The following is a 19,202-nucleotide window of genomic DNA, read 5'->3' as shown; positions in this document are numbered from 1 at the left end:
GCAGCCCTGCGGGGCGCCAAAGTACCCTGTGACCATGAGTCTTTCAGAAGAACAGGCAGCCGCGCTTTCCGCAGAAACAGTCGTGGTGGCGGCGGGCCGGCCGCCGCGTGCGCGCGACGAGCCGGTCAACCCCCCGCTGGTGCTCTCCTCGACCTATTTCGGCACCGGACCGCTGGGCGACGGCGACCGCGGCTACGGGCGGTATTCCAACCCCACCTGGGACCCGTTCGAAGAGGCCCTCGGCCAGCTTGAGGGCGCCGGACTTCCGGGTCTCCTCTACGCCTCCGGCCTCGCCGCGGTCAGTTCAGCCCTCTCTCTGGTTCCTGCCGGGGGAGTGCTGGTCATGCCGTCCCACAGTTATGCGGGTTCCCTCGTAATGGCCACCGAACTGGCCCAGAAGGGTTTCCTGGAACTGCGCACCGTGGACATCGCGGACACCGACGCCGTGCTGGCCCAGCTCGCGCCGGCGGACGGACGCCCCGCCAGCATGCTCTGGCTGGAAAGCCCCACCAACCCGATGCTTGGCATCGCGGACATCCGCGCGCTGACGGCCGCGGCCCATGACGCCGGCGCGGTCGTCGTCACGGACAACACGTTCTCCACCCCGCTGGTCCAGCAGCCCCTCGCGCTGGGCTCCGACGTCGTCCTTCACTCGGTGACCAAGTACCTCTCCGGCCATTCCGACGTCGTGCTGGGCGCCCTGGTGACGTCCGACGCCGGACTCCGCGCCGCGCTGCTGCACCACCGAACCATCCACGGCGGCATCGCCGGGCCCTTCGAGGCCTGGCTGGCACTGCGCGGCCTGCGCACCCTGGCCCTGCGGGTCGGGCGCTCGCAGGCTTCCGCGGCGGTACTGGCCGAGCGGCTGAGCATGCACCCCAGGGTCGGCAGCATCCGTTTCCCGGGACTTCCCTCGGATCCCGGCCACGAACGGGCCAAGAGCCAGATGAAGGGCTTCGGGTCGGTGCTGTGCATTGAGATGGCCCCGGTGGCCGGGGGCAGCGGCAGCCTCAGCGGAGCAGACGCCGCGGACCGCATGATCCGGGCCCTGAAGCTATGGCTTCCGGCGACCTCACTGGGAGGCGTGGAGTCCCTGATTGAGCGGCGGCGCCGGCATACCGCCGAACCTGCCAGCGTGCCGGACAACCTGGTCCGGCTGAGCGTGGGGATCGAAAACGTCGAGGACCTCTGGGCCGATTTGGAGCAGGCCCTGTCGAGTCTGGGCCGCTAGGCTGGGGGGATGGACGGAAGAGCGCTTATTTACTATGTCGAAACCGGGGTCTACTTTCTCTTGGCCCTCGTAGCCCTTGCCCTTGAGGTGTGGGCGTTCTTCGATTGCCTGCGGCACAAGGCGAACGTCTTTGAAGCGGTGTCCAAGCGCACCAAGACTTTCTGGCTGGCCGTCACCGGCGGCGCCCTGGCCGTGGGGCTGCTCTCCCTGGTCGGCGGCGGAGGCGGGGGCCTGCTGGGTCCGCTGGGACTGTTCGGCCTCGCTGCCGTGACGGCAGCATCCGTCTACCTCGCCGACGTCCGCCCGGCCGTGAAAGACGCCGGCCGCGGCGGCAACCGCAACATGGGCCCCTACGGCCCCTGGTGATCCCCACGGCCCCCTAAGGCCCCGGGGCCACGGCCTCCCAGCCCACCGTCAGCTCGCCGAGCCGCCACCGGGACGGGCCGTCCTGGACCGGCCAGCCGCCGTCGCGCAGGGCCCGGCACATGGCCGTCCAGCGCTGCCGGTTCCCGAATGAGGCCAGCGGGGCAGCTTCCAGCCAGGCCTGGTCCATTGCCTGCAGGAAGGCCTGGATTTTCTCGCCCGGCACGTTCCGGTGGATGAGGGCTTTGGGCAGCCGCTCGGCCACTTCGGAGGGCAGCGCAAAACTCCCAAACCGCATGGACAGGCTCAGGCTCAGCGGTCGCTCGGCGTCCAGCGCCACCCAGGTGACCCGACGGCCGATCTCGTCGCAGGTGCCGTCAATGAACAGTCCTTCGGGCCCCAGCCGACCCTGCACCAGCCGCCAGATCGCCGCGACGTCGGCTTCCTCGTACTGCCGCAGCACGTTGAACGCCCGCACCAGGACGGGCCGGCCGGACACGGGCAGTTCGAAGCCGCCCAGTTGGAAGCTCAGACCGGGCCGCTCCAGTTCCTTGGCCAGCCGGACCCGCGCGGGCTCGATTTCAATGCCCACCACCCGTACGTCGGGCCGGACCGCGGACAGCCGTTCAAAGAGTTCGACGGCGGTGGCCGGGGATGCGCCGTAGCCCAGATCGACCACGAGCGGATCGGCCGCCCCGCGCAGCCGCCAGGCCTGCGGGCCGGTCAGCCAGCGGTCCAGCCGCCGCATCCTGTTGGGGTTGGTGGTGCCGCGGGTAATGTTGCCCACCGGCCGCCCGGCGCGCGGTCCGCTTTTCGCCGCGCCGCGTTTTTCCACGCCGCCTTTTTCCATGAAATGGGTATGCGGGGGCGCCACCCGCTCAGCCTTCTGCACCACAAGCCAACCCTATCCCCCAACGCCATCCTCCAACGCGGGGTCACCTCCGGCCCATGCGGCGCCCCGGGACGGGCGCGAAGTGACCCCGCGTTGCAGTGGCGGGGCGGGGATGTAACGCTCGGCACCGGCCCGGATCGCTCCGCTAGGATGAAAACCATGACTTACAAGCTGATTCTGCTGCGCCACGGCCACAGCGAATGGAACGCCAAGAACCTGTTCACCGGCTGGGTGGACGTTGACCTCAACGACCAGGGCCGTGCCGAGGCGATCCGCGGCGGTGAGCTTCTCGTGGAGCACAACATCCTCCCGGACATCCTGTACACGTCGTTGCTGAGGCGGGCCATCAACACCGCCAACATCACCCTCGACAAGGCCGACCGCGGCTGGATCCCGGTGAAGCGGGACTGGCGGCTCAACGAGCGCCACTACGGCGCCCTGCAGGGCAAGGACAAAGCCCAGACGCTCGCCGAATACGGTGAGGAGCAGTTCATGACGTGGCGCCGCTCCTACGACACCCCGCCGCCGCCCCTGGCCGACGATTCCGAGTTCTCCCAGGCACGCGATCCGCGCTACGCGGACCTCGGCGACGCGCTGCCCCGCACCGAGTGCCTGAAGGACGTGCTGGTCCGGCTGCTGCCCTACTGGGAATCGGACATCAAGGAAGACCTCAAGGCCGGCAAGACCGTCCTGGTCACCGCACACGGCAACTCCCTGCGCGCCCTCGTCAAGCACCTGGACGGCATCAGCGACGAAGCCATCGCAGGACTGAACATCCCCACCGGCATCCCGCTGGTCTACGAACTGGATGAGAACTTCAAGCCGCTGAACCCGGGCGGCACCTACCTCGATCCCGAGGCCGCTGCCGAGGCCATCCAGGCAGTCGCGAACCAGGGCAAGAAATAGCACGCTCCGGAAAGCACACCCCGGAATGAACGACGCCGGCCGGCCACCTCGCAAGGTGACCGGCCGGCGTCGTACGTTCCGCTGCCCGGCGCTGTGGGCCGGACGGGAAGGCTAGCTGTGTTCGATGCCGCTCGGCTGCCAGGCGCCGGTTACCAGGTAGGTGACCTTCTGCGCGACGGAGACACCGTGGTCGGCGAAACGCTCGAAGTAACGGCTGGCAAGGGCGACGTCGACGGTCGTGGCGGGGGACTCGTGCCAGTCGCTGCGGGCGATGGCCTTGAAGACGCTCAGGTGCAGGTCGTTCACGGCGGCGTTGGCCTTCATGATGTCCCGGGCCACTTCGAGGTCCCGGGTTTCCAGCAGCACGGTGAGCTTCCGGGCGATCAGCAGGTCATGCTGGGCGAAGCTCCTGAAGGTCTCGCGCAGCTGGGCCGGAACCACCGTGGAGGGGTAGCGGAGCCGGGCAAGCTGGGCCAGGTGGCGGGCGAGGTCGCCCATCCGCTCCAGGGAGGCGCTCATCCGCAGGGAGCCCACGAGCATGCGCAGGTCGCTGGCCACGGGGCCCTGCAGGGCCAGGATGTCGATGGCGCGCTCGTCGAGGCTGTTCTGCAGGAAGTCGATCCGCGCATCGGCCGCAATGACATCCTCGGCGAGGTCGATGTCGGCGCCGTCGAAGGCAGTCGTGGCTTTCTCAATGGCCTCACTGACCAGCTTTGAGATTTCGACGAGCTGTTCCCCCACTTGGGCGAGCTCTTCCTGAAAAACCTTGCGCACGTGTGCGTCCTTTCCTCGGAAATTGCCAGCCAACGCAGTGGCCGGTCCGTTTTCGGTTCACCTCTCGGCGCTTCAACGCTCAAGTCTTCCAGCCTCCGGTGAACTGTTACGCCTCAATAGGTGAACGTTAGCTGAACCGGAACCCGAATAGCGTTAGATTTCAGTTTCCGACGCGGGGCAGAGCATAAGCTGGAGCCGTGGATCCAATGCTCATCGGCGTGATCGCCGGCCTGATCGGCCTGTCGCTCGGCGTCTTTGGCGTGCTCGCATTCCGGGTCAGCGAGCAGCAGCGCAAAATCGTGGACGTCGAGTTCGAGGAACCGTCGATCCCGGAGGGAGCCGCCCAGGTGCTGGCTGCCATCGGCCGCGCCTTCGTGGTGGTGGACGCGATCGACGGCGTGATCCGCGCCAGTCCCGCCGCATACGCCTATGGACTGGTCCGCGGCCACACGCTGGTCCACGACCAGCTGCTGGAAATGACGGCCAAAGTACGGCGCGACGGCGTCATCCTCGAAAAGCAGCTCGAACTGCCGCGCGGCCCGCTGGGGCAGGGCACCATCATCGTCCAGGTCCGCGCCGCCATGCTGGCGGAGGAATACATCCTCCTGCTGGCCGATGACCGGACCGAATTCACCCGGACCGAGGAGGTCCGGAACGACTTCGTGGCCAACGTCTCCCATGAACTGAAGACCCCGGTCGGGGCGATCTCGCTGCTGGCGGAGGCGCTCGAATCCTCGGCGGATGACCCGGAGGCCGTCCGCCGCTTCGCCAAGCGCATGCACAAGGAATCCGCCCGGCTGGCCGCCCTCGTGCAGGACATCATCGAACTCTCCCGGCTGCAGGGCACCAATGTCACCCAGCAGGGCCGGCCCGTGGATATCAACACCGTGGTGTCCGAGGCCGTGGACCGCTCCCAGCTGCCGGCGGAAAGCAAAAACATCGAACTCGTCGTTGGCGGCCACACGGACGCGATGGTCTACGGCGACCAGGACCTGCTGGTGACCGCGCTGCGGAACCTGATCGACAATGCCATCCGCTATTCCCCGGAGAACACCCGGGTCGGAATCGGCATCCGTTCCAAGGACGGCCTCGTGGCGGTGTCAGTGACAGACCAGGGGGAGGGGCTCTCTGCCGAGGACCAGGAACGCGTCTTCGAGCGCTTCTACCGCGTGGACGCCGCCAGATCCCGGCACACCGGCGGCACGGGCCTGGGCCTGAGCATCGTCAAGCACGTGGTCGCCAACCACGGCGGCGAGGTGACCCTCTGGTCACGGCCCGGACAGGGATCCACCTTCACCATCCGGCTTCCGGAGCTGGAAGGCCAGGACGCCGACGGCGTTCCGCAGGCACGCAAACCTGCGGCACCGGTGGACGCCCCGCCTCCGCCCCGCACCCCGTCCCAGAACCCCCGATCCATACGAAGTGACGCCGCTGGCGCCCACGAGCAAGGAGCTACCGCTTGAGCAGGATTCTGATTGTCGAGGACGAAGAGTCGTTCAGCGACCCGCTGTCCTACCTTTTGGGCAAGGAAGGGTTCGAGGTGGAGGTGGTCGACAACGGGCTGGACGCCATCACCGAATTCGACCGCAACGGCGCCGACCTGGTGCTGCTGGATCTGCAGCTGCCCGGCCAGTCGGGCACCGAGGTCTGCCGGCAGCTGCGTCAGCGCTCGTCCGTCCCGGTCATCATGCTGACAGCGAAGGACGCGGAGATCGACAAGGTGGTGGGGCTGGAACTCGGCGCCGACGACTACGTCACCAAACCGTACTCCTCCCGGGAGCTGGTGGCCCGCGTCCGGGCCGTGCTGCGGCGCCAGGGTGAGCCCGAGGAACTGGTGTCCAGCACCGTGCAGGCAGGGCCGGTCCGGATGGACATTGAGCGGCACGTGGTCACCGTCGGCGGCGAACAGGTGTCGCTCCCGCTGAAGGAGTTCGAGCTGCTGGAAATGCTGCTGCGGAACTCCGGCCGGGTCCTGACCCGCGGGCAGCTGATTGACCGGGTCTGGGGATCGGACTACGTCGGGGACACCAAGACCCTGGATGTCCACGTCAAACGGCTGCGCAGCAAGGTCGAACCGGACCCCTCGGCGCCGCGGCACCTGATCACGGTCCGCGGCCTGGGCTACAAGTTCGAGCCCTGAGCCCGGAGGCTCTTCGGCCCGAACGGCGGCACAACCAGAACGCACACACACAAAAGGAGGGGCACCCTGCAGGGTGCCCCTCCTTGCTGTCTGTGAAGGCTAGTGGTTCGCGCTGCTCGTCGGCGACGGGGTCGGCGTCGAGGACGAAGTCGACGTCGGCGTCGCCGAGCCAGTGGTCACGCTGCCTGTCGGGAGGTACTGCTTGTAGTCGGGGATCGTTGCGTCCAGCACCGGCATCTTGAACTTGGTGCTCTGGTTGGTGCCGTCCTCGCTGATGCTCACCTCGACGAGGGAGCCGGGGGCGCCGCCGGTGCTGCTCAGGATTGCCTCGTCCGTGGATTCGTTGAGCAGCGTGTAGGAGTTCTTCTTGACCGGGACCTGGGTCTGGGAGCCGGCGGAACCAATGATGGTCAGCTTCACGTCCTCGGAGGACGAGTTGTAGACCGCACCGATCACACGGCCGGGCTTGTCCTTGCCGGCGGAAATGATCATCATGTTGCGCAGCTGCAACGGGCCGACGTTGGCCTGGGTTCCGTCCGAAGCGGCGTACTGCACGGAGGTCTGCTGCGGGTTGACGGCGCCACAGCCAGTGACGGACATCAGGCCGAGGCCCAGAACAGCCGTTGCCATTGCCAGCTTGCCGCGCTGGCCCCGGTTCATCGCAGTGAAACCCACGTCACGCACCCCTTGAGAGTCTTGGAACATTATTCAGCCATAGCCTATCGGCAATCCGCCCCAAACGAGGATTCGGGCAGTACACAATGCAGTACTCAAGGCCGCCGGCTCCGGCGGCGGCGGGTCGCTCGCGGGGGACGACGGGGGATGACGGGGGGACGGCACAGCCCCTTGGCAAAGGAAGTGCCATGCACTAATATCTGCTTTCGTCAAGGGGTCCGGAGGGTCCGTTTGAGGCCATTTTCCCCGTATTCATGCGGTTCTTGGGCACGTTCCATGGCAGTTGTATGCCTTAAACGTGATAAACTGGTCTGCGGGAAAGGGGAATGTCCACATGGTTTTTGAGGTCGGCGAGACAGTAGTTTACCCTCACCACGGTGCAGCCAAAATTGAAGAAATCAAGATGCGCACTGTCAAGGGCGAAGAGAAGATGTATCTCAAGCTCAAGGTGGCTCAGGGTGATCTGACCATTGAAGTTCCAGCAGAAAACGTTGACCTAGTTGGGGTCCGGGACGTAGTGGGCAAAGAAGGTCTGGAGCACGTGTTTGAAGTGCTGCGGGCCGAGTTCACGGAAGAACCCACCAACTGGTCGCGTCGATACAAGGCAAACCTGGAGAAGCTTGCTTCCGGTGACGTCATCAAAGTGGCAGAGGTCGTCCGCGACCTGTGGCGCCGCGATCACGATCGGGGTCTCTCCGCAGGAGAGAAGCGCATGCTGGCCAAGGCACGCCAGATTCTGATTTCAGAACTGGCGCTGGCCGAGAAGACTGATGAAGAGAAGGCTGCAAGCGTTCTCGACGAGGTCCTGGCTTCCTAGCAAGAGTCGAACAGACAAGAATCGAACCCCGGCAGCGGAATCGCTGCCGGGGTTTCTCTTTGCCCTTTTTTCAGCCCGGCGCCCCGCCGGGACGTAGTCTTGTGCGCATGGACTCAGCACCGAGAAACCCCGTCACCGCGGTCATCGTCGTCGCCGCCGGCTCCGGCCAGCGCCTGGGCTACGGCATGCCGAAGGCCAAGGTTCCGCTGGGCGGGGACAGCATCCTCACCCACGCCCTGCGGGGCGTCGCCGCCGCCGGCGTCGCCCGGCAGATCTGCGTCGCCATCCCGCCCGGCGACCCGGAACTTCACGCCCTCTGTGCGGCGTTCGAGCAGGAGCTCAAGGCGGAGCGCGGGCGCACCCCCGGCCTGGCCGCCGGCGTGCAGGTCCCGGCCGTGACGGTTGTCGACGGCGGCGCCAGCCGCGCCGATTCCGTGCGGGCCGCGTTGGCGGCGCTCCTGCCGGACACGGAAGCTGTCATGGTCCATGACGCCGCCCGTGCCCTGACGCCGGAGGCCGTCTTCCACCGGGTATCCCATGCCCTTGCGGCCGGCGCCCTGGCCGTCATCCCGGTCCTTCCCGTGGTGGACACGGTCAAGACGGTGGAACCGACCACCGGTGACGGCGCCGCGATCGCACCGGAGCTCGTGACCGGAACCGCGCCGCGGGAGAGTCTCCGGGCCGTGCAGACCCCGCAGGGCTTCGAGCTGGCCACGCTGAAACGGGCCCACGAGGCGGCCGTTGGGTTCGATGCGGGCCAGGCAGCAGCCGTCACCGACGACGCCATGCTGGTGGAACTTCTCGGCGTGCCAGTCCATGCGGTGCGCGGCGCCAGCCAATCCCTGAAGATCACAACGCCGCTGGACCTGATCCTCGCCGAAGGCCTCCTCGAAGGCCCGCTGGGCGCCCGCTGGGTGGAAGGCTGAACATGTCCGGCACCCAGCACACCCCGCCGCCGCTCATCCCACGGACCGGGATCGGCATCGACGTCCACGCCTACGCCCCCGAGGAGGCGCCCCAGCCGCTCTGGCTTGGGGGGCTGCTGTGGGACGGGGAACGCGGGCTGTCGGGCCACTCCGACGGCGACCCCGTCGCCCACGCCGCCGCAGACGCCCTCTTCTCGGCCTCCGGCGTCGGTGATCTTGGCACCCATTTCGGCACGGACCGGCCCGAGTATGCCGGGGCCTCCGGCGTGACCCTGCTGGCCGAGGCTGCCCGGATTGTCCGCGCCGCGGGATTCGAGATCGGGAACATCGCCGTGCAGTTCGTGGCCAACAGGCCCAAATTCGGCCCCCGCCGGGAGGAATCCCAGCGGGTCCTGAGCAAGGCCGCCGGCGCCCCGGTCAGCGTTTCGGCAACCACGAGCGACGGCCTCGGCTTCACCGGCCGCGGCGAGGGCATTGCGGCCACGGCCACGGCCCTGGTCTACCGCTCCGGCTCGGGGTCCCCGGAGTCCGTCGCCTAGGCTTAACCGAACATCCCTTCCCGCAACCCCAGGAGACCCCCGTGAAAAAGCTGCTGCCCGCCGTCGTACTGCTGGCCGGACTGCTGCTCACAGGCTGCGCCGCGACACCGAAGATGAGCATCCCGGACAGCTGCGCGTTCCTGAACAAGGACACCTTCGTCCCCACCGGCAACCAGCAGCAGCAGGCGGAACAGATCTCCAAGCACTACCAGGAAGTGGCGGACAAGGTCGCGCCCGAAGTGGCGGCCCCCATCCAGAAGATGGCCGACATCATGAAAGAGGTCGCCGGCACGTCCCTCGGGGCCAAGAGTGATGCGCAGACCAAACAGCTCACCGAACAGATGAACAAAATCGGCGAGTACTGCAAGTAGGCCCGGAGCGCGGTCCGCACGCCAAAGGCCGGGACCCCATCGGCTAATCTGGAGCGGTGACCCTGCGCTTCTATGACACTGCATCCGCCGAAGTCCGCGACTTCGTCCCCCTGGTTCCGGGCAAAGTGAGCCTCTACTACTGCGGCGCCACGGTGCAGGGCATGCCGCACGTCGGGCACATCCGCTCCGCCATCGCCTTTGACCAGCTCACCCGCTGGCTGCAGTACCGGGAGTTCCGCGTCACGGTGGTCCGCAACGTCACCGACATTGACGACAAGATCCTGGCCAAATCCGCGGCGTCCTTCGGACCGGACTTCGAGGACGAACCGGGCGCCGTGCGGAATGAGGAATGGTGGGCACTGGCCTACCGCTACGAGCAGGAATTCCTCAAGGCCTACGACACCCTGGGCGTCTCCCGCCCCACCTACGAACCGCGCGCCACCGGCCACATCCCCGAAATGCACGCCCTGATCCAGCAGCTGATCGGCCGGGGGCACGCCTACCCGGCCCTGGACGACTCCGGCGACGTGTACTTCGACGTGCGCTCCTGGGACAAGTACGGGACGCTGACGCGGCAAAAACTCGACGACATGCAGGGTGCCCAGGACGCCGACCCGCGCGGGAAGAAGGACCCCCGCGACTTCGCCCTCTGGAAGGGCCACAAGGCGGGGGAGCCGACGACGGCGAGCTGGGCCTCGCCGTGGGGCGCGGGCCGTCCGGGCTGGCACCTGGAATGCTCCGCGATGGTCACCAAATACCTCGGCGCCGAGTTCGACATCCACGGCGGAGGGCTGGACCTGAGGTTCCCGCACCACGAGAACGAGATGGCACAGTCCCAGGCCGCCGGCCACGGTTTCGCCAACTTCTGGATGCACAACGGCATGGTCACCTACGCCGGCGAAAAGATGTCCAAGTCGATCGGCAACACCGTCAGCCCCGCCGAGATGCTGGAGCTTGCCCCGCCCCGGGTGGTCCGCTACTACCTGGGCCAGGCGCAGTACCGCTCGGTGCTGGACTACCAGCCGACCTCCCTGCAGGATGCTGCCGCCGCGGTGGAACGAATCGAGGGCTTCACCACCCGCGCTGCCCGGGCCCTTGCCTCGGCCGGGGGCGAAGTCGACTTCGGCAGCCACGGGTCCGTTCCGGATGGCTTTGCGGCCGCGATGGATGATGACCTCAACGTCCCGCAGGCACTTGCGGTGCTCCACGACACGGTCCGCGCCGGCAACACCGCCCTCACCGCCGGGAAGCTCGACGCCACCCGGCAGGCACTGGTCAGCGTCAACGACATGCTGCGTGTCCTTGGTCTCAACGACACCGCGGGGACGGCAGCTGACGAACAAAGCAACACCGCACTGGGCGTCCTCGTGGAAGCCCAGCTGGCGGCCCGCGCGCAGGCCCGGGCCAGCAAGGACTGGGCCGCCTCGGACGCCATCCGCGATACCCTGGCCGCTGCCGGCGTCGTCGTCGAGGACGGCCCCGACGGCGCCAGCTGGAGCCTCAAGCGCGGCTGAACCGACGCGGTTGCCGGTGCTGGACCGGAGCGCCGCCATGCCCTGCGGTCGAGGATTTAACTCGAGTCAGTAGACTGGAGTTCAGACGTATCAACGAATCGCGTATTTAAAAGGGTGGAACTCATGGCCAACAACGGTCGCCGGTCGGTCAAACTGAAGAAGGGCCCCTCCGTCGGAACCGGCGGTCACGGCCGCAAGGCCCTTGAGGGCAAGGGGCCGACGCCCAAGGCGGAGGACCGCCCCTACCACAAGGCCCACAAGAACAAGCAGCTCGCGGAACGCTCCGCGGCCAAGCGCCCGGGCGCCCCGCGCAACGCCGGCGCCCGTTCCGGGCCCAAGGGCCGTGCCACCGAGGAAGTCGTCACCGGACGGAACTCCGTCGTGGAGGCCCTGCGCGCCGGCATCCCGGCCAAGGCCCTGCACGTGGCCATCCGCATCGAGATGGACGACCGCGTCAAGGAGTCCCTCAAGCTTGCTGCCGAGCGCAGCATCCCGCTGCTCGAAACCGGCAAGCCCGAGCTGGACCGGATGACCGACGACGCCATCCACCAGGGCCTCGTGCTGCAGATCCCGCCGTACGAATACCAGGACGCCTACGAGCTCGCCGAGGAGACCCTCGCGAGCTGGAAGAAGGGCCACGTCGCCAACGCGCCCCTCTTCGTCGCCCTCGACGGCATCACCGACCCGCGCAACCTTGGCGCGATCATCCGCTCCGTCTCGGCCTTCAGCGGCCACGGCGTCATCGTTCCCGAGCGCCGTTCCGTCGGCGTCACCGCCTCGGCCTGGAAGACCAGCGCCGGTGCAGCCGTCCGCGTCCCCGTGGCCCGTGCGGCCAACCTGAACAACACGCTGAAGGCGTTCAAGAACATGGGCATCTATGTTCTGGGGCTCGACGGCGACGGCGACGTCTCGCTGCCCGACCTCGCCCTGGCCACCGAGCCGGTCTGCATTGTTGTGGGTTCCGAGGGCAAGGGCCTCAGCCGCCTGGTCCGGGAAAACTGCGACCAGATCGTCTCCATCCCGATCGACTCCGCCATGGAGTCGCTCAACGCTTCCATGGCCGTCGGCATCTCCCTCTACGAAATCTCCCGCCAGCGCGCCGTCAAGTAGTCCGCGCCGGTTGTTGCGTCCCGGGCAGCCGGGCGTGGAACGCTCCCTCACATCTGGTGGGGGAGCGTTCGCGCTTAAGCCGCGACCGTCCACAAGCAACGCGGGGTCAGATCGCGCCCATCCGCGGCCCCGACATGGGCGCGATCTGACCCCGCGTTGGTGTGGCGGGGCCTAGAACCTGTGCCGGTTGGCGAGGACCGGGAGTTTCGTGCGGGCTTCCTTGACTGTGGCGGGGTCCAGGTCCGCGAACAGCAGGCCCGGGGCGCCGTCGAGCTCGCCGAGGACTTCCCCGAAGGGGGAGACGACGACCGAGTGCCCGACGCCGGTGGGAGCCGCACCCTTGGGCGCGATTCCCTGGCTGGCCGGGTCGCCCTGGCCGCAGGCGAGGACCAGGGTGGTGGAATCCGCGGCGCGGGCGCGGGCCAGGAGCTTCCACTGCTCGGCCTTGCCGGGTCCGGGTCCCCAGGAGGCGCACACGATGTTCACCTCGGCTCCGCGGTCCGCGTTTTCGGTGAACAGGTCCGGGAAGCGGATGTCGTAGCAGGTGGCGAGGCCGAACGTCACGCCGTGGAACGTAAAGGTGACGGGCTCGGCGCCGGCGTCCACGGTGTCCGACTCGGCGAAGCCGAAGGCATCGAAAAGGTGGATCTTGTCGTAGCTGGCCTCCACGCCGCGGCCCGTGACCAGGAGGGTGTTGCGCACCTTACCGGCGTCGCCAGCGGCCCCCGGGGTGAACATCCCCGCGACGATCACGATGTCCTGTTCGGCCGCGATGGCGCGTACCCGCGATGCCCACGGGCCGTCCAGCGGCTCCGCGATGTCCAGCAGCGAGTTGCCGAAGGCGCGCATGGTGGCCTCGGGGAACACAACGAGCTCTGCTCCGCCGGCCCTGGCCCGCGCCGCATAGTCCTCGACGAGGCCCAGATTTGCTCCAAGATCGCGTCCGGTAATGATTTGAGCGAGTGCAATCCGCACTATTACCTCCAATTTTGGCGCCTGTTCCAGTATGCAACGCCGCCATTCCGTAAACTGCACTTTGTCAGGAAAACGGAATCCGGGGCTATTTGTTCGGCCCCGCTAAACTTTAAGCAATGGTTATGCCCTACGTAGACACAGCTTCCACCGTAGACGCCTCGCGTGCGTTTCCGCTGGGAATCAGCGTTCCGTCCACCGGTTCGCCGGCAGTGGACGATCCTCGGAGTGCCTTCGCGAATGTGGCTGTCTACGCGCCGGGGGTGACAACCCTGGAGATCGCCTACCAGGCTCCCGGGGGCACCTGGCAATTGAAAACGTTGCCCAACGTGACCGACGGTGTGCACCACGGCATCGTCGAAGGCATCCCGGCCGGCTCGCGCTACGGGTTCCGGGCCAGCCCGGGCCACGAGGCGCTCCCGCTGCCCATGCCCGCCACGGATTTCGACGCCAACGGTGAGCAGCCGCTGCTGCTGGATCCCTATGGCCGTGCCGTGGACGAGCGCGAGGACTTCATCACGAGCGTCCGGATGGCGGGCGACTTCGACTGGGGCAACGACCGCGGTCCCCGGATTCCGTGGCGCAACACCATCATCTACGAGGCGCACGTCCGCGGACAGACCAAGCTCCACCCGGACGTGCCGGAAAATCTCCAGGGCACCTACGCCGGACTGGCGCACCCGGCAATGATCGAGCACCTGATCGCGCTGGGGATAACCGCCGTCCAGCTCCTTCCGGTGCATTTCCACGTGGACGAACCGCACCTGCAGAACCTCGGCATGACGAACTACTGGGGTTACAACACGGCCGCTTTCTTCGCGCTGCACCCCGGCTACGCCACCGAGGCGGCGCAGGCCGCCGGTCCGAAGGCCGTCCAGGACGAGTTCAAGGGCATGGTCAAGCTGCTGCACGCCGCCGGCCTCGAGGTCATCCTCGACGTCGTCTACAACCACACGGCAGAGGGCGGCCGGGACGGCCGGACGCTGAGCTTCCGCGGCCTCGGTGAAATGACGTACTACCGCAATGACGGCCACGGCAAGTATGTGGACACCACCGGATGCGGCAACACCCTGAACTTCGGCGATTCCCGCGTGGTCCAGCTGGTGCTGGATTCCTTGCGTTATTGGGTGACAGAGTTCCACATTGACGGCTTCCGCTTCGACCTCGCGGTGACACTGGCCCGCAATGCCGCCAACGAGTTCGACCCCCGGCACCCGTTCCTGGTGGCAGTCGGCGCCGATCCGGTGCTGTCGGCCACCAAACTCATCGCGGAACCCTGGGACGTCGGCTACGGCGGGTGGCAGACCGGCCGTTTCCCGGCCGGCTGGGTGGACTGGAACGACCACTTCCGCGACGCCGTCCGTTCCTTCTGGCTCGCCGACCGCGCCGCGATCGACGCCGGCGGGCAGGGCGGCTCGGTGGCCCGCCTCGCAGACGCGCTCTCCGGGTCCGCGAGCCTTTTCGAACCCTCCGGCCGGTCACGGCTCGCCTCGGTCAACCTCGTCACCGCGCATGACGGCTTCACCCTGGCGGACCTTGTGGCCTACGACCGGAAGCACAACGAGGCCAATGGCGAACAGAACCGCGACGGCCATGGCGACAACCGCAGCTACAACCACGGCTTCGAGGGCCCCACGGAGGACGAGGACATCCTTGCCCGGCGTGCACAGTCCAGCCGCAACCTGATGGCTTCGCTGATGATTTCCCAGGGCGTGCCCATGATCACCGCCGGCGACGAGATCGCCCGCACCCAGCAGGGCAACAACAACGCCTACTGCCAGGACAACCCCATCACCTGGATCGACTGGACCAGCACGCCGGAATCACACTCGATGCTGCGCACCACCAAGCGCGTGATCCGGCTCCGGAAGGAGTTTCTGGCGGGGCAGCCGCATGACTACCCGACCCGCGAGAAGCAGTCGTACTTCCATTGGTTCGACGAGCGCGGCGAGCCCATGGCCGGGGAGCGCTGGCAGGATCCGGGTCACCGGGTGGTGCAGCTCCTGCTCGGGTCCGACGACGGCCACGTGGACGGACTCGTGGTGGTCAACGGCGGCGCCAAGGACGTCAAGGTCACGCTGCCTTTGCTCAGCAATGAGGACGGGACCGGTAACCGGCTCTTCGAGCTGCGCCTGACCACCTCCGAACTCCATGACCGGCGCCAGGGCGTCCGGGTCGCTTCGGGGGAACGGGACGTCGTGCAGGCCAACTCCATCAACATCTACCGCACTTAATCCGGCCTGGATGCAGAGCTAAGGACGCGAAGAATGAAGGCCACGCGGCTGACAACCCTGCTTGCCCTGCTGGCCGGACTGGCGGTGCTGGCGTTTGTCCTGGCAGGGGTCCCGCAGGCCGGGACGGGCCAGCCCGACGCCGGCCCGGCCAGCGCCGCGCCGCGTGCCACCACTGCCGCGCCCGCACGGTCCGCCGCCCCTGCCGCGCCGCGTGCCGCCGTGAACCCCTCCGGGCTGCCGCAAGTCGGGGCCTCCGAGCTTCCCGCCGAAGCCCGCCAGGCCCTGGCGCTGATCGCCCGGGGCGGTCCGTATCCCTATCCCAGGGACGGCGTCACCTTCGGGAACTTCGAGCGCATCCTGCCGCGTCAGTCCTCCGGCTACTACAAGGAATACACGGTCAGTACCCCGGGTGAAGCGGACCGCGGGGCCCGCCGGATCGTGGCCGGACAGGCCGGCGAGAAGTACTACACCCCGGACCATTACAACTCATTCAAATTCATCGCTGAAGGCAAGTAGGAACCCATGAAGATTTACTCCGCAGACACCTGGACCATCGAGGAACTGCAGGCGCTGGTGGACGACGCCGGCCGGCGCGCCGTGCTGATTCCGGCCGCGGATACCAAGCGGGGCGTTCTGGAGACCTTCGCTGAGACGCTGGACTTCCCGGCGGATTACGGCGTGAACCTGGACGCCCTCAACGACTCACTGCACGACTTCGCCGATGCGGTCACCGAGGACGGCCAGACACCGATCACCTTCATCTGGGAAGTCCCGGCCGCCTTCCGCTCCGACCGGTCGTTCGGGGTCATCTGTGAAATCCTGCAGGACGCCGAACGGTACGCCGGCAAGAACCTGGCCGTCATCGCCGTCTGCCTTTAGGCCCGCATGAGACAACAGCGCCGCATCCCGGGGTTCCGGGATGCGGCGCTGTTGTACGGTGCTCTGGCCGTTGGCCGTTGGCCGTTGGCCGTTGGCTGGGGCTCAGGCGTTGACGATCAGGCGTTGACGATCAGGCCCAGTTCCGCCTTCGATGCCAGCGCAGTGTGTTTGGGCAGCACCCGGACCGTGTAACCAAAGGAGCCGGACCGGTCGATCACCACGGTTCCGCTGAAAAGGTGCCGGCCCTTGCCCAAGTCTTCAATCGACTTCAACTCGGCCACCGTGACGTCGGCCAGTTCGTCGCTGTCTTCCGCCCTGCCGTACGCGACCTCGACGGACACATCATCCGGGTCGAGGTCGTGCAGGGCCACGTAGGCGTTGACCTGCAACATGTCGCCGATCTGCGGGTCCTCCGAGACGCCCACCGAGTCCACGTGCTCCACCTGGATCTGCGGCCAGGCGGCCCGGACCCGGGAAATCCACGCCGCGAGGGCTTTGGCCTCGGCGAAATTGTCCTTCCCCGCACGGCGGCCGGCCACGGCGGCCGGCCGGTACAGGACATTGACGTAGTCCTTGAGCATCCGGTCCGCGGAGACGGCCGGGCCCAAATGGGACATGGTGTGCTTGATCATCGAGACCCAGTGCGTCGGGACCGCCTGCCGCCCGGGCTGGGAAGGCCCCGCGGCGCCGGCGCCGTTAGACACCGTCAGCCCGTAGAAGCGCGGTGCCACCTGCGTCTCCAGCAACTCGTACAGCGCAGCCGCCTCAATGTCGTCGCGTTCCTCGGGGGAGGCGTCGTTGTTGGCGGTCGGAATCGCCCAGCCGTTCTCGCCGTCGAACATCTCATCCCACCAGCCGTCCAGGACGGAGAGGTTGAGTGAGCCGTTCAGGGCGGCCTTCATGCCGGACGTGCCGCACGCCTCGAGCGGGCGCAGCGGATTGTTCAGCCACACATCGCAGCCCGGGAACAGGGTCCGGGCCATGGCGATGTCGTAGTTGGGCAGGAACACGATCCGGTGCCGCACCGCCGGGTCGTCGGTGAACCGGACGAGGTCCTGGATCATTTTCTTGCCCGCGTCATCGGCCGGGTGCGACTTGCCCGCGATGACCAGCTGGATCGGGTGCGTCTTGTGCAACAGCAGGGCCTTGAGCCGCTCGGGTTCGCGCAGCATCAGGGTGAGCCGCTTGTAGGTCGGCACACGCCGGGCGAAGCCGATGGTCAGGATGTCCGGGTCCAGCACGGAATCCGTCCACGCCAGCTCGGCGTCGGCCGCCCCGCGCTTCTTCCAGGCGGCACGGAGCCGGCGCCGGACATCCTGCACGAGGGACACCCGCATCTCCCGGCGGAGGGCCCAGAGGTCCTCGTCGCTGACGTTGTACGCGAGGTCCCAGCGGCCCTGCTCTTCCGCGTCGGCGCCGAACTGCTCCCGGGCCAGTGCCGTGACGCGCGGGTCCACCCAGGTGGGCACGTGCACACCGTTGGTGACCGAGGTGATGGGCACCTCCGAGTGGTCGAATCCCGGCCACAGCGCAGAGAACATTCCGCGGGACACCACACCGTGCAGCTTGGCCACGCCGTTGGCACGCTGGGCCAGCCGCAGGCCCATCACGGCCATGTTGAATACGAACGGATTGCCGTCGGTGTAGTCCTCGCGGCCGAGGTTCAGGATCTTGGCCACCGGCACGGCCGGGGCCAGCCCGGCGTCGAAGAAGTGCTGGATCTGCGAGACCTCGAAGCGGTCAATGCCGGCCGGGACCGGGGTGTGGGTCGTGAAGACAGTCGAGGCGCGGCCGGCGGCCAGCGCCTCTTCCCAGCTCAGCGGCTCCGCGGCGGCCATCATCTCCTGGATCCGCTCCACGCCCAGGAAGCCGGCGTGGCCTTCGTTGGTGTGGAAGACTTCCGGCGCGGGGCTGCCGGTGAGTTTCTGGAAGACACGCAGGGCCTTCACCCCGCCCATGCCCAGCAGGAGCTCCTGCTGGAGGCGGTGGTCGCCGCCGCCGCCGTACAGGCGGTCGGTGATCCCGCGGGCGGCCTCGTCGTTGCCCGGGACGTTGGAGTCCAGCAGCAGCAGCGGGACACGCCCGACGTCGGCCCGCCAGACGTGCGCCAGCAGCCGGCGGCCGTTGGGCAGCGGGAGGGAAATCTGGATCGGCCGGCCGTTGCCGTCCGGGGAGGCCTCGCGCAGCAGGGTCAGCGGCAGCCCGTCCGGATCCAGGACCGGATAGGTTTCCTGCTGCCAGGCGTCACGGGACAGCGACTGCTTGAAATAGCCGGCCTGGTACAGCAGGCCGACGCCGATCAGGGGCACGCCCAGGTCCGAAGCCGCCTTCAGGTGGTCGCCGGCGAGGATGCCGAGGCCGCCCGAGTACTGCGGCAGGACTTCGGTGATGCCGAACTCGGGGGAGAAGTAGGCGATGCACGCCGGCGCGCCGTCGCCGAGGCTCTGGTACCAGCGGGGCTGCTCCAGATACCGGTCAAGATCGTCAGCGGCAGCGTGGACCCGGCGCACCACGTCCAGGTCTGCGGCGAGACGCTGCAGTTCCTCCCTGCTGACCAGGCCGAGGAAGCTGACCGGATCGTGGTCACTCTCGGCCCAGATCTTCGGGTTCAGGCCCTCGAAAAGCTCCCGGGTGGGCCGGTGCCAGGACCACCGAAGATTGGTGGCCAGCCGGGCCAGCGGCCGGATCGACTCGGGAAGAACGGTTCGGACGGTAAATCTGCGGATTGCCTTCACCTGCGAAACACTAACGGACAAGTTGGAGGCTCGGAACCGCTTTAAGTTTCTTTTGCATAAATGACGGCCCGGCATCCGAAAAACCTGCGGAAAAGCGGAGCAGGCTTAGCAATCTGGCCGTTTT

19 protein-coding genes are annotated in these 19,202 nt (G+C 67.5%); 14 read left to right on the top strand and 5 right to left on the bottom strand.

Annotated features, from left to right (window positions below; all coding sequences use genetic code 11):
• Positions 1 to 34: 34 nt before the first annotated feature.
• Together AC1MFL_RS06370 and AC1MFL_RS06365 are read left to right on the top strand one after the other, a co-directional pair.
• Positions 35 to 1,231 carry a trans-sulfuration enzyme family protein gene (locus AC1MFL_RS06370; RefSeq protein WP_479814100.1) on the top strand — a complete coding sequence of 399 codons (1,197 nt, stop codon included), beginning with the start codon at positions 35 to 37 and terminating at the stop codon, positions 1,229 to 1,231.
• A 9-nt stretch (positions 1,232 to 1,240) separates the two neighbouring features.
• Positions 1,241 to 1,597 carry a DUF2516 family protein gene (locus AC1MFL_RS06365; RefSeq protein ID WP_479814098.1) on the top strand — a complete coding sequence of 119 codons (357 nt, stop codon included), beginning with the start codon at positions 1,241 to 1,243 and terminating at the stop codon, positions 1,595 to 1,597.
• Between the two features lie 13 nt (positions 1,598 to 1,610).
• Here the strand turns inward: AC1MFL_RS06365 and AC1MFL_RS06360 are convergent, their stop codons facing one another.
• Positions 1,611 to 2,444 (bottom strand): class I SAM-dependent methyltransferase, encoded by an 834-nt coding sequence (locus AC1MFL_RS06360; protein ID WP_479815351.1) that lies wholly within the window; start codon positions 2,442 to 2,444, stop codon positions 1,611 to 1,613.
• 201 nt (positions 2,445 to 2,645) lie between these two features.
• Here AC1MFL_RS06360 and AC1MFL_RS06355 point away from each other — a divergent pair, with 201 nt between their 5' ends.
• Entirely contained in the window at positions 2,646 to 3,392 is a 747-nt protein-coding gene (locus AC1MFL_RS06355; protein WP_479814096.1) for a phosphoglyceromutase, read from the top strand.
• A 111-nt stretch (positions 3,393 to 3,503) separates the two neighbouring features.
• Here AC1MFL_RS06355 and phoU read toward each other — a convergent pair whose 3' ends face one another.
• Positions 3,504 to 4,166 (bottom strand): phosphate signaling complex protein PhoU, encoded by a 663-nt coding sequence (gene phoU, locus AC1MFL_RS06350; protein ID WP_479814094.1) that lies wholly within the window; start codon positions 4,164 to 4,166, stop codon positions 3,504 to 3,506.
• 206 nt (positions 4,167 to 4,372) lie between these two features.
• Between phoU and AC1MFL_RS06345 the strand changes: the two genes are divergently transcribed.
• Complete coding sequence (locus tag AC1MFL_RS06345) at positions 4,373 to 5,629, top strand: sensor histidine kinase (RefSeq protein ID WP_479815349.1); 1,257 nt, start codon at positions 4,373 to 4,375, stop codon at positions 5,627 to 5,629.
• The gene (locus tag AC1MFL_RS06340) at positions 5,626 to 6,306 is read left to right on the top strand and encodes a response regulator transcription factor (protein ID WP_226759077.1); all 681 of its coding nucleotides are present in this window, start codon (positions 5,626 to 5,628) and stop codon (positions 6,304 to 6,306) included. Before AC1MFL_RS06345 ends, AC1MFL_RS06340 begins: the two co-directional genes overlap by 4 nt.
• 99 nt (positions 6,307 to 6,405) lie before the next feature.
• Here the strand turns inward: AC1MFL_RS06340 and AC1MFL_RS06335 are convergent, their stop codons facing one another.
• The gene (locus AC1MFL_RS06335) at positions 6,406 to 6,966 is read right to left on the bottom strand and encodes a hypothetical protein (protein ID WP_479815348.1); all 561 of its coding nucleotides are present in this window, start codon (positions 6,964 to 6,966) and stop codon (positions 6,406 to 6,408) included.
• Positions 6,967 to 7,315: 349 nt separating this feature from the next.
• On the opposite strand from AC1MFL_RS06335, the gene AC1MFL_RS06330 reads away from it, so the two are divergent.
• The 6 genes from AC1MFL_RS06330 to rlmB all read left to right on the top strand — a co-directional run bounded on the left by AC1MFL_RS06330 (position 7,316) and on the right by rlmB (position 12,258).
• Positions 7,316 to 7,798 carry a CarD family transcriptional regulator gene (locus tag AC1MFL_RS06330; RefSeq protein ID WP_024367191.1) on the top strand — a complete coding sequence of 161 codons (483 nt, stop codon included), beginning with the start codon at positions 7,316 to 7,318 and terminating at the stop codon, positions 7,796 to 7,798.
• Between the two features lie 107 nt (positions 7,799 to 7,905).
• Complete coding sequence (gene ispD / locus AC1MFL_RS06325; protein ID WP_479814091.1) at positions 7,906 to 8,724, top strand: 2-C-methyl-D-erythritol 4-phosphate cytidylyltransferase; 819 nt, start codon at positions 7,906 to 7,908, stop codon at positions 8,722 to 8,724.
• Positions 8,725 to 8,726: 2 nt separating this feature from the next.
• Positions 8,727 to 9,263, top strand: coding sequence for a 2-C-methyl-D-erythritol 2,4-cyclodiphosphate synthase (gene ispF, locus AC1MFL_RS06320; protein ID WP_479814089.1), 537 nt, complete (start codon positions 8,727 to 8,729; stop codon positions 9,261 to 9,263).
• Between the two features lie 41 nt (positions 9,264 to 9,304).
• Positions 9,305 to 9,634 (top strand): hypothetical protein, encoded by a 330-nt coding sequence (locus AC1MFL_RS06315; RefSeq protein WP_479814088.1) that lies wholly within the window; start codon positions 9,305 to 9,307, stop codon positions 9,632 to 9,634.
• 56 nt (positions 9,635 to 9,690) lie between these two features.
• Entirely contained in the window at positions 9,691 to 11,148 is a 1,458-nt protein-coding gene (gene cysS / locus AC1MFL_RS06310; RefSeq protein ID WP_479814086.1) for a cysteine--tRNA ligase, read from the top strand.
• A 123-nt stretch (positions 11,149 to 11,271) separates the two neighbouring features.
• On the top strand, positions 11,272 to 12,258 hold the full coding sequence (gene rlmB, locus AC1MFL_RS06305; protein WP_479814084.1) for a 23S rRNA (guanosine(2251)-2'-O)-methyltransferase RlmB: 987 nt from the start codon (positions 11,272 to 11,274) through the stop codon (positions 12,256 to 12,258).
• A gap of 171 nt (positions 12,259 to 12,429) precedes the next feature.
• On the opposite strand, the gene AC1MFL_RS06300 is transcribed toward rlmB, so the two are convergent.
• A complete protein-coding gene (locus tag AC1MFL_RS06300) occupies positions 12,430 to 13,233 on the bottom strand; it encodes a carbon-nitrogen hydrolase family protein (protein ID WP_479814082.1) in 804 nt (267 codons plus the stop codon).
• Between the two features lie 116 nt (positions 13,234 to 13,349).
• Between AC1MFL_RS06300 and glgX the strand changes: the two genes are divergently transcribed.
• The 3 genes from glgX to AC1MFL_RS06285 are packed head-to-tail and all read left to right on the top strand — an operon-like array spanning position 13,350 to position 16,343.
• A complete protein-coding gene (glgX, locus tag AC1MFL_RS06295) occupies positions 13,350 to 15,464 on the top strand; it encodes a glycogen debranching protein GlgX (RefSeq protein ID WP_479814080.1) in 2,115 nt (704 codons plus the stop codon).
• Positions 15,465 to 15,497: 33 nt separating this feature from the next.
• Positions 15,498 to 15,980 (top strand): guanyl-specific ribonuclease, encoded by a 483-nt coding sequence (locus AC1MFL_RS06290; RefSeq protein WP_479814078.1) that lies wholly within the window; start codon positions 15,498 to 15,500, stop codon positions 15,978 to 15,980.
• 6 nt (positions 15,981 to 15,986) lie between these two features.
• A complete protein-coding gene (locus tag AC1MFL_RS06285) occupies positions 15,987 to 16,343 on the top strand; it encodes a barstar family protein (protein WP_479814076.1) in 357 nt (118 codons plus the stop codon).
• A gap of 116 nt (positions 16,344 to 16,459) precedes the next feature.
• Here AC1MFL_RS06285 and glgP read toward each other — a convergent pair whose 3' ends face one another.
• On the bottom strand, positions 16,460 to 19,078 hold the full coding sequence (gene glgP / locus AC1MFL_RS06280) for an alpha-glucan family phosphorylase (RefSeq protein WP_479814075.1): 2,619 nt from the start codon (positions 19,076 to 19,078) through the stop codon (positions 16,460 to 16,462).
• Between the last annotated feature and the right edge of the window lie 124 nt (positions 19,079 to 19,202).

This window comes from Arthrobacter sp. BG3 (assembly GCF_056680185.1).
This window is presented reverse-complemented; position numbering and strand designations above follow the sequence as displayed.

Coding starts and splice junctions, on each gene's coding strand:
- ispD (WP_479814091.1), top strand. CDS start 7,906: ATGGACTCAGCACCGAGAAACCCCGTCACCGCGGTCATCGTCGTCGCC.
- AC1MFL_RS06290 (WP_479814078.1), top strand. CDS start 15,498: ATGAAGGCCACGCGGCTGACAACCCTGCTTGCCCTGCTGGCCGGACTG.
- AC1MFL_RS06345 (WP_479815349.1), top strand. CDS start 4,373: ATGCTCATCGGCGTGATCGCCGGCCTGATCGGCCTGTCGCTCGGCGTC.
- AC1MFL_RS06365 (WP_479814098.1), top strand. CDS start 1,241: ATGGACGGAAGAGCGCTTATTTACTATGTCGAAACCGGGGTCTACTTT.
- AC1MFL_RS06335 (WP_479815348.1), bottom strand. CDS start 6,966: ATGAACCGGGGCCAGCGCGGCAAGCTGGCAATGGCAACGGCTGTTCTG.
- AC1MFL_RS06370 (WP_479814100.1), top strand. CDS start 35: ATGAGTCTTTCAGAAGAACAGGCAGCCGCGCTTTCCGCAGAAACAGTC.
- glgX (WP_479814080.1), top strand. CDS start 13,350: ATGGTTATGCCCTACGTAGACACAGCTTCCACCGTAGACGCCTCGCGT.
- AC1MFL_RS06360 (WP_479815351.1), bottom strand. CDS start 2,444: ATGGAAAAAGGCGGCGTGGAAAAACGCGGCGCGGCGAAAAGCGGACCG.
- AC1MFL_RS06355 (WP_479814096.1), top strand. CDS start 2,646: ATGACTTACAAGCTGATTCTGCTGCGCCACGGCCACAGCGAATGGAAC.
- AC1MFL_RS06285 (WP_479814076.1), top strand. CDS start 15,987: ATGAAGATTTACTCCGCAGACACCTGGACCATCGAGGAACTGCAGGCG.
- AC1MFL_RS06330 (WP_024367191.1), top strand. CDS start 7,316: ATGGTTTTTGAGGTCGGCGAGACAGTAGTTTACCCTCACCACGGTGCA.
- rlmB (WP_479814084.1), top strand. CDS start 11,272: ATGGCCAACAACGGTCGCCGGTCGGTCAAACTGAAGAAGGGCCCCTCC.
- ispF (WP_479814089.1), top strand. CDS start 8,727: ATGTCCGGCACCCAGCACACCCCGCCGCCGCTCATCCCACGGACCGGG.